This is a genomic window from Actinacidiphila paucisporea (assembly GCF_900142575.1).
Taxonomy (GTDB): Bacteria; Actinomycetota; Actinomycetes; order Streptomycetales; family Streptomycetaceae; genus Actinacidiphila; species Actinacidiphila paucisporea.
In genome coordinates this window covers 138,219-153,639 of record NZ_FRBI01000018.1, presented here as the reverse complement: position 1 = coordinate 153,639, position 15,421 = coordinate 138,219, and the positions used below count along the sequence as shown (strand labels likewise).

Here is a 15,421-nt window from a genome sequence, read left to right as displayed (position 1 = left end):
CGCCGACAACGCCGGCACCTCCCCCCTCATCGCCAACCGCACCGCCATCGGCCCCTGGGAACAGTTCGACCTCCTCGACCAGGGCAACGGCACCATCGCCCTCCGCGCCCACGCCAACAACCTCCTCGTCTGCGCCGACAACGCCGGCACCTCCCCCCTCATCGCCAACCGCACCACCCCCGGCGCCTGGGAAACCTTCCAACTCATCCACAACACCAACGGCACCATCAGCCTCAAAGCCCAGATCAACAACCAATACGTCACCGCAGAAAACGCCGGCGCCTCCCCCCTCATCGCCAACCGACCCACCATCGGCGGATGGGAGCAATTCGACCTCATCACCAGCTGACACCCCTCTTGAGGCGACCTGGCAGACGGGCGGCGCCGCCGCCGGAATGACGCCCTGACCGCGCGCGGCGGCCGCGGTCTAAACTCTCCTGGCACCGGCCTGTACGAAGGTGACCGGAGACAGGCCGTCCATGCCCGATCCCGAGGGGTACTCGGCACTTTGATACAGATAGAGTCAGTTACGAAGCGATACCCGGACGGCACGACAGCGGTCGACGACCTGTCGCTGGAGATACCGGACGGCTCGATCACCGTGCTGGTAGGGCCGTCGGGATGCGGGAAGACCACCACTTTGCGCATGATCAACCGGATGGTCGAGCCGACGTCGGGCCGCATCCTGCTGGACGGCTCGGACATCACCGGGCAGCCGGTCAACGCGCTGCGCCGGTCGATGGGATACGTCATCCAGAATGCCGGCCTCTTCCAGCACCGGACCATCGTGGACAACATCGCGACCGTGCCGCGGATGCTCGGCTGGGACCGCCGCAGGGCCCGCGACCGCGCCAGGGAGTTGATGGCGCGTGTCGGTCTGGACGAGGCGCTGGCCAGGCGCTACCCGTACCAGCTCTCCGGCGGGCAGCAGCAGCGCGTCGGGGTGGCCAGGGCGCTGGCCGCCGATCCGCCGGTGCTGCTGATGGACGAGCCGTTCTCGGCGGTCGACCCGATCGTCCGCAAGAGCCTGCAGGGCGAGCTGCTGCGCATCCAGCAGGAGTTGGGCAAGACGATCGTCTTCGTCACGCATGACATCGACGAGGCCATCAGGATCGGCGACATGATCGCGGTGATGCGGACCGGCGGCCGGCTGGCCCAGTTCGCACCGCCCACCGAGCTGCTCAGCTCCCCCGCCGACGCCTTCGTCGAGGACTTCCTCGGCACCGACCGCGGCATCAGGCGGCTGTCGTTCTTCTCCTCCGACGGCCTGGAGCTGTCCAAGGGCCCCCTCGTCGCGGTGGACGCCGACGCCGAGCAGGTGGCGCGCAGCGCCGCGGCCGGGGCGCCGTATCTGCTGCTCACCGACGCCGAGGGCAAGCCGCTCGGCTGGGTGGCGGCGCAGGACGCGGCGGGCGGCGCGGACAAGGTCGCGGTGGGCCGGCTGCTGCCCTTCGGGCGGCCGTTCGCGGCCGGGCGCGAGTCGCTGCGGGACGCGCTGGACTGCGCGGTGCTCTCCCCCACCGGGTGGGCGGTCGCGGTGGACGGCGAGGGCAAGGCGGTCGGGGTGGTCTCCCAGGAGACGATCGGCGCCGCCATCCGCAGCGCGCACGCACGGCATGAGGGCGCCGGCGGCACCGACCGGGACGACTTCACCAAGGCCGGGGCCGCCACATGAGGGGCGCCGGCTTCTTCGACATCCCCAGCGACCTGCAGACGTCCTACCTGGGCCTGATCGGCCTGCACGTCGAGGAGGCGCTGATACCGGTGGCGATCGGGCTGGCGATCGCGCTGCCGCTCGGCCAGTTGTGCGTGCGCTTCTCCTGGCTGTACGCACCGGTGCTGTGGGTCACCACCGTGCTGTACGCGATCCCGTCGCTGGCCTTCTTCATCTTCCTCATCGACTACACCGGGGCGACCCGCACCACGGTGATGATCCCGCTGACCGTCTACAGCCTGGTGCTGCTGGTGCCGTCCATCGTGGACGGCGTCAGATCGGTGCCGCAGGAGACCATGTCGGCGGCCACCGCGATGGGCTTTGGACCCGTACAGCGCTATCTCAAGGTCCAGTTGCCCATCGCGGTGCCGGCGATCGTCGCGGGGCTGCGGGTCGCGGTGGCGTCCAGCATCTCGCTGGTCAGCATCGGGGCGCTGATCGGCAACCAGGGGGCGCTGGGCAACCTGCTCCAGGACGCCATCCTCTACCACCGCTCCAACCTCGCGATGAACTCGGTGGTCACCACGGCCGTGCTCGCCGTCCTGATGGACATCGCGCTGGTGCTGCTGCGGATGGCGCTGACCCCGTGGATGCCGCGCGGCGGCCGGGCGGCCCGCCGCGCGGCACGCACCGCGGCGGTCGAGCCCACGGCCCGGCCCGCCCTGGAGGACACCACCGTATGAGCATCTTCCAGTTCATCAGCGACTTCTTCCGGGACAGCGCACACTGGCACGGCCAGTCCGGCATCCCACACCGGACGCTGGAGCATCTGCAGTACTCGTTCATGGCGCTGGGCATCGCGGCGGGCATCGCCCTGCCGGTGGGCCTGGTCACCGGCCACACCGGCCGCGGCGGCAACGCGCTGGCGCTGATCGCCACCGCGGCCCGCGCACTGCCGAGTTACGGGCTGCTGGTGCTGATGTTCTTCTGGCTGGGCATCGGGCTCACCCCGGTGATGATCCCGCTGGTCGCACTCGCCGTACCGCCGATCCTGGTGAACTCCTACGAGGCGATGCGGACCGTCGAGCCGTCGCCGGTCGACGCGGCCCGCGGGATGGGCATGGGGCCGGTCGCGGTGCTCTTCCAGGTGGAACTGCCCGTCGCGCTGCCGCTGATCCTCAGCGGGCTGCGGTCCGCGGCGATCCAGGTCGTCTCCACCACCGCCATCGCCGCGACCGTCTCGCTCGGCGGACTCGGACGGTTCGTCATCGACGGGCTCTACCAGCGCAACTACGAGATCGTGGTGGGCGGTGCGACGCTGATCGCGGGTCTGGCGCTGGCCATGATCGCGCTGTTCTGGCTGGTCGAGCGGCTGACCGTCTCCCCGGGCGTGCGGGGCGGCCGTTGATCGGCGGACGCCTGGTTTGTGAACACCGTGTATCGATACCTATCGGTGACCATGCTGGCCTTGACTCGGTTTGAGCCCGCTGGATTGGATCAGTTGAACTACGGAACCGACGTTTCGATGTCAACTGGACGCCATCCGAACCCTCAGCCCCGGAAGCGGGAATCGTGATCTCACACACGAAGAGCACCACCGGCCCTCGACACCTCAGCGCGACGGCGATCGTGATCGCCGCCGCCACGGCCGCGGCGCTGCTCGCGGGCTGTTCCTCCTCCTCCGACTCCTCGTCGGACCCGTCCGCGTCGTCCTCCGGCGGCGGCAGCAAACCCAAGGACCCGCTGGCGGCGCCGGCGGCAGGCGGCACCGTGGTCGTCGGCTCCAACAACTTCGCCGAGAGCATCCTGCTCATGGACGTCTACGGCGAGGCGCTCAAGGCCAAGGGCGTCAAGGTCAGCTACCAGCCGAACATCGGCACCCGGGAGGTCAGCTACGGGCTGCTCAAGAACGGCTCCGTGACCGTCCTGCCGGAATTCAACGGCTCGCTGCTCGCCTATCTCGACAAGTCCGCGGCGCCCACCTCGGCGCAGGCCGCCACGGCGGCGATCGAGGCGAAGCTGGACCCGAAGCTGACCATGCTCGACCCCGCCGCGGCCGAGGACAAGGACTCGGTCACGATCAACGCGGCGACCGCCGCGAAATACCACCTGACGTCCCAGTCCACCATCGCGGACCTGGCGAAGGTCGGCTCGCAGATCGTTGTCGGCGGCTCCCCGGAGTTCCAGACCCGCCAGCAGGGCCTGGTCGGTCTGAAGTCCGAGTACGGCCTGGTCCCCAAGTCGTTCAAGCCGCTCGACGCGGGCGGTCCGCTGACGGTCGCGGCACTGAAGAACAACAACGTCCAGGCCGCTGACGTCTTCAGCACCGACGCGTCGGTGGCACGGGAGAAGTTCGTGGTCCTGCAGGACCCGAAGAAGCTGTTCGGCTTCGCGAACGTCCAGCCCCTGGTCTCCAAGGCGGGCCTGCCGGCCGCCGGCGTGGCCGCGCTCAACGCGGTGTCGGCGAAGCTCGACACCAAGACACTGCTCGACCTGGACAACCAGGTGCAGAACCAGAAGAAGGACCCGCTGGACGTCGCCCAGGCCTGGCTGAAGTCGGTCGGCCTGAGCTGAGCCCCGCCCTCATGTGCCGGGCCGGTCCGCGAGGACCGGCCCGGCAGGTGTGTCAGCGGCCGGTCGCGTGGTGCCCACGTGCCCCATTGCCTCACCCACGTCCCACCCCGGGCGCCCTGAACAGGTCTTTCCTCTCGTCCTGCGCGAACCACCGTCGACTGTTCATCCGGTGATCGCCCAGCGGTTGCCGAACGCTGCCACATTGCACCGCATGGACACACCTCAGATGGGTATTGCCGCCAGGCTCGCGGCGAAGATGAGCATGGCGGAACAGCACGAGTACCTGCGCTCCAAGGTGACCCGCAGGCGCGTGGTGCTCGGCGGGATGGCCACCGCGGGCACGGTCGCCGCCTCCGGGCTGCTGGGTGGGGTCGCGCAGGCGCAGAGCCCCGCTCCCTCGCTGCTCACCCGGCCGGCCACCGACCACCACGTCGACGGTGCCCTGGTCGCCCCGTTCGGGCGGCACCTCCAGTTCGGAGCCGACCCGAAGTCACAGTTCACCGTCTCCTGGCAGGTGCCGCTGGCGGTCCGCCGGCCGTTCGTGCGGATCGGCCTGGCCCCCTGGTCGCTCAGCCACCGGATCGAGGCCGAGGTGCGCGCCCTGCACACCCCGCAGCTGCTGAACAGCAAGCTGCCGGCGGTCGACCAGTACTACCTGCACGTGCGGCTCGACGGCCTGCGCGCCGGCACCACGTACTACTACGGCGTCGGCCACGAGGGCTTCGACCCGGCGACCACCGCCGCGTTCGGGACGATCGGCTCGTTCACCACCGCGCCCGCGCACAGCGAGCCCTTCACCTTCACCGCGTTCGGCGACCAGGGTGTCAGCTACCACGCGCTGGCCAACGACTCCCTGATCCTGGCCCAGAACCCGGCCTTCCACCTGCACGCGGGCGACATCTGCTACGCCGACCCCGACGGGTCCGGCCAGCAGAGTGACTCGGCGGACTACGACGCGCGCACCTGGGACTCCTTCCTGGCGCAGACCGAGTCCGTCTCGGCGCGCGTGCCGTGGATGGTGACCACCGGCAACCACGACATGGAGGCCTGGTACTCGCCCAACGGCTACGGCGGCCAGGAGGCCCGCTGGACGCTGCCGGGCAACGGCCACGACCCGAAGAACCAGCCGGGCGCGTACTCCTTCGTCTACGGCAACACCGCGGTCGTCGCGCTCGACGCGAACGACGTGTCGTACGAGATCCCCGCCAACTACGGGATCACCGGCGGCAAGCAGACCGCATGGCTGGACCGCACCCTGGCCGGCTACCGCGGCCGCCACGACATCGACTTCCTGGTGGTGTTCTTCCACCACTGCGCGTACTCCACCACCAACTCGCACGCCTCCGACGGCGGCGTGCAGACGGAGTGGGTGCCGATCTTCGACAAATACCAGGTCGACCTGGTGATCAACGGCCACAACCACGTCTACGAGCGGACCGACGCGATCCGCAAGGGTGAGGTGTCGCACGCGGTGCCGATCGGGGAGACCACCCGCCCGGCCACCGACGGCACGGTCTACATCACCGCGGGCGGCGCCGGCCGCAGCCTGTACAGCTTCCCGGCCCCCGACACCTTCGAGGGCAGCGAGCACCCGGTGGACACGGTGACCACCTGGCACTCCGCCAAGGGCGGCGCCCACGTGGTGGACACCGTCACCTGGTCGCGGGTCCGCTACACCGGCTACTCGTTCGTCTCGATCGACGTCCAGCCCGGCCGCCCGGGCCGCGAGTCGACCCTGACGGTCTCCGCGATCGCCGAGACCGGCGAGCGCATCGACCACTTCACGGTCGCCCGCCGCACCAGCTGACCCCGCGCTCCGGCGGCCACGCCCGTTGCGTGGCCGCCGGGCGCCGCGGCGGGCCCGAGTGGTCAGCCGACCGGCTGGAAGGTCCAGAGCAGGTTGGGGCTGTCCTGCCAGGGCCACTGCTTGCACACCGAGCCGGAGGGGACCGATCCGCCGCCGTCGAGTACGAGGCCGGTGGCGCGGTTGGCGACCGAGTAGCGGCCCGCGCCGCGGTCGGTGATCTGCCACTGCTGGTTGGGGCTGCCCGTCCAGGCGGACTGGCGGGCCGGGTCGCCGGAGGTGGTGGTGCCCCCGCCGTCGGCTGCCATGCCGTTGGTGCGGTTGACCAGCCGGTAGTAGCCGGTGCCCAGGTCGATCGCCTGCCATTGGACGTTGGTGCTGTCCACCGGCGTCCACTGCTTGAGGTTCGACCCGGCGGGGACGCTGCCGCCGCTGTCCAGGGCGAGGCCGTCCGTGACGTTGACCAGGCGGAAGTACGCGGACGGGTTGAAGGCCACCTTCAGCGAGACGATCGCGTCGTTGTTGCCGGTCTGCCGCAGGTCAGGGGCGTCCGCGGTGAAGGCCCACGCCGTGCCGGTGAAGTTGTCGCCGGAGTAGCCCGTGACCTGGTAGCCGCTGGGCACCCGGAGCGAGGAGATGAGGGACGGCCCGCTGCCCGCGGCGGACAGTTGGGCGGCGGTGTAGCCGCCCAGCGCCAGGACGGCGTGGCCGCCGGCGTAGCCGGTGTCCTGGAAGACCGTCGTGCTGGAGGTGGTGGAAGGTACGCCGGTGACCGCGACGCACACCACCGAGTCGGCGGCGTTGGGCGCGGCGGTCGGCACGGTGACGTTGATCTGCCCGCCGCTGACCGTGTACGGCAGCGAGGCCGACGGGTTGTTCATCAGATAGACGCGGCTGACGGTGTTGGTGAGCGCCGGGATCTGGAGCCGGCCATCGGCGGGCCAGGTGAAGACGTGGGCGTACAGCGTGCCGTCCTTCTTGGTGGCCCTGCCCCAGGAGGGGTCGGTGGCGTAGGGGCTCGCGGTGGTGCCGTGGACGCTGTCGCCGTAGGTCGACATCCAGGAGGCGAGTCCCTGGAGGATGGTCACGGACCCGGCGGTGACCGTGCCGTCGCCCTTCGGGCCGATGTTGAGCAGGTAGTTGCCGTCCCGGGAGACGACGGTGACCAGTTCGCGGACGATGTCCGCCACGGACCGGTAGGAATTCTCCGACCCCGAGTTGTAACCCCAGGCGCCGTTCATGGTGGCGCAGGTCTCCCAGGGCCGGGACAGCGGCGCCGCGGGCACGGTCTGCTCCGGGCACATGAAGTCGCCGAGGCCGAGGTTGCGCTTGACCCGCTCGTTGACGACGAGTCCGGGCTTGCGCGCGATCAGCCAGTTGTAGAGGTCGAGGCCGTCGGCGCGGAGCCACCAGTCGTTCAGGGTGGGGCCGGCGGGCTCGCCGAACCAGTCGCCGTCGAACCACAGGACAGCCGGGTCGTAGCGGTCGAGCAGCTCCTGGAGCTGGGCCTTCATGTCGGCGATGTAGGCGCTGCGGGCGCTCAGCGAGGACATTGTGGTGAGGCCCCCTCGGTCGGTCTGGGAGGGGTGGTTCCAGTCCAGGATGGAGTAGTAGAGCCCGAACTTGACGCCCCGCGCCTCGCACTCGGTCTTGAGCGACGCCAGCAGGTCGCCCTGGTAGGCGGTGTAGTCGTGCAGGTTGTACGACTTGGTGCCGGTGGTGTCGGTGAAGCCGGGGACGCCCGAGTCCCACATGGCGAAGCCCTCGTGGTGCTTGGCGGTGATCACCAGGTATTTCATGCCGGCGTTGGCGGCCAGCGTGGCGGTGGTGGCGGCGTTGAAGGACGTCGGATTGAAGTGCGCGGACACCTGGGTCTGGTAGTTCGCCTTGGCCCAGTTCTCGTTGGTGAAGGCCCACTCGCCGTGGCCGAGGTAGGAGTAGGACCCGAAGTGGATGAACATGCCGAACCGGGCCTGATACCACCAGTCCATCTTCGCGGGAACGGTGTACGCCGCGGCGGGCGCGGCGTCCAGGAACTGGGGCAGCCCGAAGGCCACGGTGCCGCCGGCCAGTGCGGCGGCTTTGATGAGGGACCGTCGGCTCATGGGGACAGAGGACACAGGGCGACTCCTGCGGTGTGGGGGCGAAGGGGCGGGAGGGTGGGGGACCCGGCCGGTGAGCGCCGCGGACGCACTGGGCCCGGACTCGGCAGTCACGCGCGTACATCGGATGAATTTATAGAGTAGGGCGCGAACGGTGTCCAGGGCTGCGGCAAAGATGCGAGCTATTGCCCTACCCGTGAGCCGAACTCCGATGGCTGCTGCACGTAGAGATCGGGTCTCTCGCAGGGTCCGGTCGGCGGATCATTCCTGCGGGCGTGGCGGGCCGACCTCACCGGCTGAGTCGCTCGACGGCAGCGGAGGCGTCGTGTCGCACCTGCTCGGCCCGGCCCACCGCGTCGTCGGCCGCCCGCCGGCCGGCCTCGGCCTCCTGAGCGCTCGTCCGGGCCTCGGCATGGGCCTCGCGGGCCTGCCGCAACCGGTCCTCGGCGACGGCGACGGCCCGTCGGGCCTGCTCCACCCGGTCCTCCGCCTCGGCGACGGCCCTTCCGGCCTGTCCCACCCGGTCCTCCGCCTCGGCCGATGCCGCGGCGGCGGAAGCGGCTTCCTTGCGGGCTCCCCGCAGGCCTGCTTCGGCTGTCTTCGCCGCTTCGCGGGCCTCGGCGAGCCGGTGTTGCCGTTCGCGCCGCCGCTCGGCGAGTTCGTCGTGGCGGTCCGCCCGGGGCGGCGCCGGTTTCGACGGCGCGGGCTCGGTGGGAGCGGAGCGTGCGCCGGCCGCGGGGAGGTCGGTGGGCGGGGTGAGGGCACCGCTCAGCCGGCCGCGCGCCCACTGCTCGGCCGCCTCGGGGTCGGCGATGACCGCCCGCAGCGTGGACTCGACCTCCCGCTGGACGGCGTCGCTCAAGCGGTGGCCGGCCTCCTGGGCCAGTCCCGCCGCCTGCCGTGCCAGTTGCGAGATGACGCGCCACTGCTGGGAGCCGAGCTCACGCATCTGCGCGCTGTCCAGCTCGTCGTGCGCGCGACGCAGTGCTTCACCCAGCTGGAGAAACTGCCGTGCCTCCTCGGGCCGCCGGCGGACGAGCAGATTGGCGGCCCAGGCCGACAGGCTCGGTTTGCGCAGTGCGCGGATCGCGCGGGCGGTGCCGGGATCCCCGGCGGCCTTCGCGGCGCCGGCCTGCTCGTCGCGGCGCGCGACGAAGTCGCCGGGAGCACCGGTGTAGAGGTCGTCGCAGACCGCTTCCAGGTCCGGAGCTGCGCCGGACCGGCCCGCGGACCTTCTACGCGCGGCCACGTCCGCCTCCCCGGCCGGCGGCGGCCGCCGCGGTGGGGGCTGCGGCCGCGCTGCGGGTTGCTCCGGGCTCCATGCCCCCAGCCTGCTGCGCCGGGCGGTCGGGCGCACTTCGAATCCCGCGCCGGCACTCCAGCCCTCCTGCCCGCCGGCAACGCATCGCCCTCGTCGGCGGGCAGCGGCCTTCCGGCCGGTCCGCGCCGACTCAGGCGGGCAGTTCGGTGCCGGCCTGCTCGTTCACCATGTAGCGCGCGTACCAGGCGGGCCAGTCGGGATCCTCCGCGCCGGTGCGGGCCTCGTGCTCGCCGTGCGCCGCTGCGGCCCGGCGCATCGCGTCCGCCAGGTCGTCGGCCGAGGCGAACTCCGTGGTCGCGGCGTCCACCCGCCCGGGGAGCCGGGTGGTGATCTCCTGCAGGATCCAGCCGTTGCCGTCCGGATCATCGAAGGAGAGGAACGAGCCGTAGCTGTTCCGCCCGGGGTCGGGGCCGGGCACTCGGGCGTCGGTCCCGCCGTGGTGGAAGACGCCGCCGGCGTCGTGGAAGACGTCGCTCGGGTCGGCCCCCAGCCGCTTCAGCTCGCCGTGGGCGGCCTCGATGTCGGCGACGACGAGTTGCAGGCCCTCCGCCGAGCCCGGCTGCTGGTTCGTCACCGAGGTGCCGAAGATGACCGACGCCGGTGAGCCCGGGGGGGTCACCTGCACGACCCGGAAGTTCTCGTCGGGGGCGATGTCGGCGTCGAGGCGCCAGCCCAGCGCCGTATAGAAGTTCTTGGCGCGGTCCACGTCGGACACCGGCACCACGACTACTTCGAGTTTCATGTCCACGATTCGCGCCTCCCGCGGTCCCTTCTCACCCTAGGCAGGCATCAGGCCGGGCGCATGCGGGCGCGACCGCCCGCCTGCCGCCACCGGGCCGCATGGGGTGCGAGGTCCCTTCCGCGGTGCGAGGCTTGCAGCGTGCCCCGGGCGGGCCCGCGGGCCGCCGGCCCGCCCGGATCCGCGCTGACGGCAGGAGGGACAGCCATGAACTGCGTGACGCGCCCGCTGCTGTACGGAGCCGCGGCCGGAGCCGCCGGTACGACCGCGCTGAACATCGTCAGCTACGCGGACATGGCGCTGCGGGCCAGGCCCGCGAGCAGCACGCCCGAGGTGAGCTTGCGCAAACTCGCGGCGAAACTGCACGTGAGGATCCCCGGCGAGGGCGAGGAGCTGGACAACCGGGTCGCGGGCCTCGCCCCGCTGACCGGTTTCGCCTCAGGCCTCGCCATGGGAGCGGTGCTGGCCCTGGCCCGGAGCGCCGGCTGGCGCCCGTCCAAGGCCCCCGAATACGTCGTGGCCGCGGTCGGGGCGCTGATCGGCACGAACGGGCCGATGACCTTCCTGGGCGTGACCGACCCGCGCACCTGGTCGGCGTCGGACTGGGTCTCCGACATCGTCCCCCACCTCGCCTACGCGGCGGTGACGACCGCGGTGCTCGACCGGATGTACGCGACGGCCTCCGGCTGACGCGTGGCCGGCACGGCCGCGACGAGGCCGCGGTGCGGGAAGAGCGTCCGGCGCGCCCGCGGTCCGGGCGGCGGTCGCGCCCCTATGATGCACAGATGTTCGATTCCTTTCCTCCTCCCGATCGCTCACGCCACGAGGAGGTCCCGAGCGACTGGCCCTTCCTCCTGGCGCGGGCCGACCCGCCGGTCGACGGCGACCTGTGCTCGACCAGACGGAGCGACGTGGTCGTGGCCACCCGCGACGGCGGCTGGGAGGAGGCCGTGGTGTGGGCATGGACGTGGAACGACAACGGACACCCGGTCCGGTGGCGCTGCCAGGTCGAACTCGGCGGCCACGTCAGCTGGTACGTCCACGACAGCCACCTGATCCGTCCGGTGGAGGGGTGCTAGCCGTTCTCCCTACCCGGCAGGGGTGTGCCGTCCAGGAAAGCTCTGTAGGCGCGGGCGGCGTCCGGCTCGATCTCGGGGCGGGTGGGGCCGTAGCGGGTGTCGGTCCTGTCCTGCTTCGGGCCGGAGACCCAGAATTCCTCGCCGGTGTCGACGTCGTGGAAGTTCGCGTCGTAGAGCCCGGCGGCCCGTCGCAGGGTCCGCCCGTGGAAGTACGCGGTGCTCCAGGTCTTCGAGAAGTCCACCCACCCGATCCAGGACGGCCCGCGGTCGGTGTCGTAGCCGGTCTTCAGCTGCACGAACATGATCCGTCGGGGCATGCGCCCAGGGTGCCAGGGGCTCGCACTGAGCGCACCCACTTTTCGCGGGGCCCTTCCTGGTCGCGGGGCGACCGTTCTCACCCGATGTCGTCGGGCGCGAGGTCCGGGCGGAGGCGGTGCCAGGACGGGTGGCGGAGGAGGCCGGCGCGGGTCCAGGTCGTGTAGCCGACCTCGCCGACCAGGCGCGGCAGCGCCCACCTGGCGCGGGCGACCCGCGGTGCCGGACTGAACGGGCTGCGGCTGACCTCGGCGACCGTGAGAAGGGCAGCGAGGTCGCTCCGTTGCCGGTCGCTCCACCCTGTGCCGACGTTCCCGATGTACCGCAACTCCCCGTCCCTGTACTGGCCGAGCAGGAGGGCCCCGGGTAGCCCGGCGAGCCGGCCCTGCCCGGGGATCCAGCCGCCGACGATCGCGTCCACCGTCCGGACGTTGCGGATCTTGATCCACGAGCGGGACCGCACACCGGGCTCGTACGGGGATCCGGTCGCCTTGCACACGATGCCCTCCAGCCCCGCGGCGCGGGTGTGTTCGAGAGCCTGCGCGCCGTGCCCGACCAGGGCGCCGGGCACCGACCAGCTGGGCCCGTCGAGACCGAGCGAGACCAGGGCCTCGCGCCGCTCCGTCCACGGGCGCCCCGTCAGGTTCTCCGTCGCCAGGAAGGTGGCGTCGAACAGGACGAGGTGGGCCGGGACGGCCGTCGCCACCTGGGCGGCTCTGGCGGGTGAGCCGGCGAGCCCCATCCGGGACTGCAGCCGTTCGAAGTCCGGGCGCCCGTTCCCGTCGTACGCCACGATCTCGCCGTCCAGTACGGCCGGTACGCCGCCGAGCGCCTCCCCCAGGCCGCGCAACTCCGGGTAGGCCGGGGTGATGTCCAGGCCGGCGCGGGACCGCAGCAGCACCGAGCCGTCGCCGGGCAGGTAGACGGTGGCGCGCTGGCCGTCGTGCTTGGTCTCCACCGCCCAGCGGTCCTCGACGGCGGGCGCGGGCAGCGACCCCGGGGTGGCGAGCATGGGAGGGATCTCGGGAAGGACGGCCATGGGCGGACCGTCGCCGCTCCGGCCCGCGGCCACACCTGGCCGGTGCGTACTTCCCCCGTTCGGCGCAGCGCGCCGGCCCCCGGATGACGCGGGTCGCACGGAGCGGGCCCGATGCCCGGATCGTAAGGTTTCAGCGTCGACGGCTCCGACGCCCGGGTGCGGGCCTTCTGGGGGGGGACATCCGCCCCGGGACCTGACGGGCCCCCAGCCGACGACCACGAACGGGCAGGACGAAGGAATCCGGTGGAGATGCCAGAAGCAGCAGGCGCGCGGGTGGTCACGGGCGAGGAGCCCGGGTCGTTCGCGCGGAGTGTCCTCGCCCGGCGGCACCCCGCCCTCATCCGGCAGGTCCGGGATGCCTTCCCCTACCCGCCCGAGCGACAGCGAGCCCTGGACGCGCTGCTGGAGGAGACGCAGCACGGGGTGATCGCGCCGCTGCTGCCCGGGGCCCATGACGGCGAGCGGTGGGCGGTGTGGGGTGCGCCCCACGTCGGCCGGTCATGGTTCGACGTGCCGTTCCTGTGGGCGGAGAGCTACTTCTACCGCAGGCTCCTCGAAGCCGTCGGCTACTTCCGGCCGGGTCCGTGGCAGGGCATCGACCCCTTCGCGCCGTTCAAGCGCGCCGAGTTGGGCGGCGCCGCCGTGGCGGAGGAGTTGGCGGCGCTCGACGACGTGGCGGCGCTGCCGCTGGAAGCGCGGGACCAGGCCGTGCTCGGCGGCGCGCTGTGGGGCAACCGGGCCGACCTCGGCTTCCGCATCTCCGCCGGTCAGCCGCGCGAGGCGACCGATCCCGGCGACCCGGGCACCCGGGTCGTCGCGGACGACAGCGCCCCGTTCTGGCGGCACCTGGCGGAGTCCGCCCCCACCACCGTCCACCTGCTCGCCGACAACGCGGGCCGCGAGCTCATCCCCGACCTGATCCTGCTCGACCACCTGCTCCGCACCGGTCGCGCCGGGAAGGCCGTGCTGCACGTCAAGCCGTACCCGTACTTCGTCTCCGACGCCACGACGTCGGACGTCGTCGACTGCCTGCGCCGCATCACCGACGCCCCGGGCCGGGCGGGGCGGATCGGCGCCAGGCTGTGGGACGCCCTCACCGGCGGAAGGCTGACCGTGCGCACCCACCCCTTCTCCTGCGCGCCGCTCCCCTACGCCGACATGCCGGCGGACCTGCGCGCCGATCTCTCCGCAGCCGCCGTCACCGTCTCCAAGGGCGACCTGAACTACCGGCGCCTCGTGGGCGACAGGCGGTGGCCGGGCACAGCCGGCTTCGCGGAGCGCACCGCGGCTTTCCCCGGCCCCCTGCTGGCGCTGCGGACCCTGAAGTCGGACGTCGCCGTGGGGATCGAGGCGTCGACGCTCGACGCTCTGGAGGGCAGCGGCGAAGCGTGGCGGACGAGCGGCACCTACGCGGTGATCCAGTTCCGGCCCTGACCGGCACCGGCGGTCCGGGGAGTGTGCGCCCCCCGGACCGCGCGGGCACCGCAGTTGACGGCCTCTAGGCGGCGGGCCGGACCCGGGACGTACGGACGCGCTGCGCGACCAGCGCCAGGGCGCCGAAGGCGATGACGGCGGCGCTGTAGACGACCGCGGTCCTGTGCAGGCCCACGTCCGTGGTGGCGAACCCGGCGACGACGGCCGGGATGCTGAAGGCGAGGTAGGAGATCACGAAGGCGACCGCGAACAGCTCGCCCCGCTCGGCGGGTTCGGCGATACGGGCCAGCGTGCCGAAGCTGGCCAGGCCCGCCGCGCCGAAGCCGATGCCCGCGAGCGCCGTGCCGAGGGCGGCGGCGGTGACCGAGTTCACCTCGACGCCGGTCAGGCCCACGCCCGTGCCGACCACCAGCAGGGCCGCGCCGAGAGCCAGGGTGCGCTCCGTCGGCCAGCCGCGCAGCGCGAACGCCGTGACCGAGGCGGGTACGCAGAGCAACGTGACGACCAGGCCGCCGATGACGTGGCTGGACAGGCCGAACAGGCCGGCGGCCACCGACGGGCCGAGCGCGAGGTAGAGGCCGCCCAGGGCCCAGCTCGCCACCAGGATCGGCACCAGCGCGATCAGGTCGGCGCGCAGCCGGGGGGCGACGCCGAGGCGGGGTTGCAGCGAGCGTGCGGCGCCCGGCCGCAGCGCCGAGGTCTCCGGCAGCGCGGCGACGGCCAGGCCCGCCAGCACCAGGCCGGCGAGCAGCAGCACGTACACCAGCCGGGTCGGGTGCGGACCGTACTGCACCAGGAATCCGCAGCCGAGCGCGCCCAGGCCGAGGCCGAAGGTGGGCGCCGCACCGGTGATGACGCCCGCGCGGTGCGGTGCGTGCGGAGGGTTGAGGTCGACCAGGGTGGCGCCGAGGGTGGTCATGGCCGCGCCCGTGGCGACGCCCTGCACGAAACGGGCCACCAGCAGCAGCGAGACGTCACCGGCGACGATGAACAGCAGCATCGCCACCGCTTCGAGGGCGATCGCCGAGATCAGGACGGGGCGGCGGCCTATGTGGTCGGACAGCGCCCCGACCACCAGGAGCGAGCCGATCATGCCGACGACGTAGACCGCGAAGACGGTCGTCAGCATGGACGCGGAGAAGCTCCATTCATGCTGGTAGACGACGTAGAGCGGGGATGGCGCGCTGGAGGCGGCCATGAAGAGGACGAAGATCGCCGCGATGGCGGCGAAGGCGCCACCGCGGCTCAGCCCGCGCCGACCGGACACCCTGTCCGCTGCGGCCGGGGGCACGGGACTCCTGTCGTGGCGCATCCGCGCGACGGTCATACGGACCTCCGATTGCAGTGATCGTTGCGTTAG

The 15,421-nt window shown here is 72.0% G+C and carries 15 protein-coding genes; 9 read left to right on the top strand and 6 right to left on the bottom strand.

Going from position 1 to position 15,421, the window contains the following annotated elements:
- The 6 genes from BUE44_RS24520 to BUE44_RS24495 all read left to right on the top strand — a co-directional run.
- Positions 1 to 349 (top strand): fascin domain-containing protein (locus BUE44_RS24520; RefSeq protein ID WP_407640048.1); only part of this gene is annotated, 349 nt, incomplete at its 5' end.
- A 159-nt stretch (positions 350 to 508) separates the two neighbouring features.
- Positions 509 to 1,675, top strand: a complete 1,167-nt coding sequence (locus BUE44_RS24515) for an ABC transporter ATP-binding protein (RefSeq protein WP_073501144.1) — start codon at positions 509 to 511, stop codon at positions 1,673 to 1,675.
- Positions 1,672 to 2,397 carry an ABC transporter permease gene (locus BUE44_RS24510; protein WP_073501143.1) on the top strand — a complete coding sequence of 242 codons (726 nt, stop codon included), beginning with the start codon at positions 1,672 to 1,674 and terminating at the stop codon, positions 2,395 to 2,397. Before BUE44_RS24515 ends, BUE44_RS24510 begins: the two co-directional genes overlap by 4 nt.
- The gene (locus BUE44_RS24505; RefSeq protein WP_073501142.1) at positions 2,394 to 3,062 is read left to right on the top strand and encodes an ABC transporter permease; all 669 of its coding nucleotides are present in this window, start codon (positions 2,394 to 2,396) and stop codon (positions 3,060 to 3,062) included. Before BUE44_RS24510 ends, BUE44_RS24505 begins: the two co-directional genes overlap by 4 nt.
- A 164-nt stretch (positions 3,063 to 3,226) precedes the next feature.
- A complete protein-coding gene (locus tag BUE44_RS24500) occupies positions 3,227 to 4,228 on the top strand; it encodes an ABC transporter substrate-binding protein (protein ID WP_073501141.1) in 1,002 nt (333 codons plus the stop codon).
- A 211-nt stretch (positions 4,229 to 4,439) separates the two neighbouring features.
- Positions 4,440 to 6,035 carry a purple acid phosphatase family protein gene (locus BUE44_RS24495; RefSeq protein ID WP_073501140.1) on the top strand — a complete coding sequence of 532 codons (1,596 nt, stop codon included), beginning with the start codon at positions 4,440 to 4,442 and terminating at the stop codon, positions 6,033 to 6,035.
- A gap of 62 nt (positions 6,036 to 6,097) precedes the next feature.
- On the opposite strand, the gene BUE44_RS24490 is transcribed toward BUE44_RS24495, so the two are convergent.
- From BUE44_RS24490 to BUE44_RS24480, 3 genes are all read right to left on the bottom strand, one after another.
- On the bottom strand, positions 6,098 to 8,137 hold the full coding sequence (locus tag BUE44_RS24490) for an alpha-L-fucosidase (protein WP_235002408.1): 2,040 nt from the start codon (positions 8,135 to 8,137) through the stop codon (positions 6,098 to 6,100).
- A gap of 286 nt (positions 8,138 to 8,423) precedes the next feature.
- Positions 8,424 to 9,383 carry a hypothetical protein gene (locus tag BUE44_RS37150; RefSeq protein WP_079190036.1) on the bottom strand — a complete coding sequence of 320 codons (960 nt, stop codon included), beginning with the start codon at positions 9,381 to 9,383 and terminating at the stop codon, positions 8,424 to 8,426.
- A gap of 202 nt (positions 9,384 to 9,585) precedes the next feature.
- Complete coding sequence (locus BUE44_RS24480; protein ID WP_322940607.1) at positions 9,586 to 10,197, bottom strand: VOC family protein; 612 nt, start codon at positions 10,195 to 10,197, stop codon at positions 9,586 to 9,588.
- Between the two features lie 204 nt (positions 10,198 to 10,401).
- Between BUE44_RS24480 and BUE44_RS24475 the strand changes: the two genes are divergently transcribed.
- On the top strand, positions 10,402 to 10,884 hold the full coding sequence (locus tag BUE44_RS24475; RefSeq protein ID WP_073501137.1) for a hypothetical protein: 483 nt from the start codon (positions 10,402 to 10,404) through the stop codon (positions 10,882 to 10,884).
- Positions 10,885 to 10,979: 95 nt separating this feature from the next.
- A complete protein-coding gene (locus tag BUE44_RS24470; RefSeq protein WP_073501136.1) occupies positions 10,980 to 11,273 on the top strand; it encodes a hypothetical protein in 294 nt (97 codons plus the stop codon).
- On the opposite strand, the gene BUE44_RS24465 is transcribed toward BUE44_RS24470, so the two are convergent.
- Both BUE44_RS24465 and BUE44_RS24460 read right to left on the bottom strand, forming a co-directional pair.
- Positions 11,270 to 11,590 (bottom strand): hypothetical protein, encoded by a 321-nt coding sequence (locus tag BUE44_RS24465; protein WP_073501135.1) that lies wholly within the window; start codon positions 11,588 to 11,590, stop codon positions 11,270 to 11,272. The two genes, BUE44_RS24470 and BUE44_RS24465, sit on opposite strands and share 4 nt — an antisense overlap.
- A 77-nt stretch (positions 11,591 to 11,667) precedes the next feature.
- Positions 11,668 to 12,627, bottom strand: a complete 960-nt coding sequence (locus BUE44_RS24460) for an ATP-dependent DNA ligase (RefSeq protein ID WP_073501134.1) — start codon at positions 12,625 to 12,627, stop codon at positions 11,668 to 11,670.
- Between the two features lie 249 nt (positions 12,628 to 12,876).
- On the opposite strand from BUE44_RS24460, the gene BUE44_RS24455 reads away from it, so the two are divergent.
- Positions 12,877 to 14,061, top strand: coding sequence for a damage-control phosphatase ARMT1 family protein (locus tag BUE44_RS24455; protein ID WP_073501164.1), 1,185 nt, complete (start codon positions 12,877 to 12,879; stop codon positions 14,059 to 14,061).
- A gap of 64 nt (positions 14,062 to 14,125) precedes the next feature.
- On the opposite strand, the gene BUE44_RS24450 is transcribed toward BUE44_RS24455, so the two are convergent.
- The gene (locus BUE44_RS24450; protein WP_235002407.1) at positions 14,126 to 15,352 is read right to left on the bottom strand and encodes an MFS transporter; all 1,227 of its coding nucleotides are present in this window, start codon (positions 15,350 to 15,352) and stop codon (positions 14,126 to 14,128) included.
- Between the last annotated feature and the right edge of the window lie 69 nt (positions 15,353 to 15,421).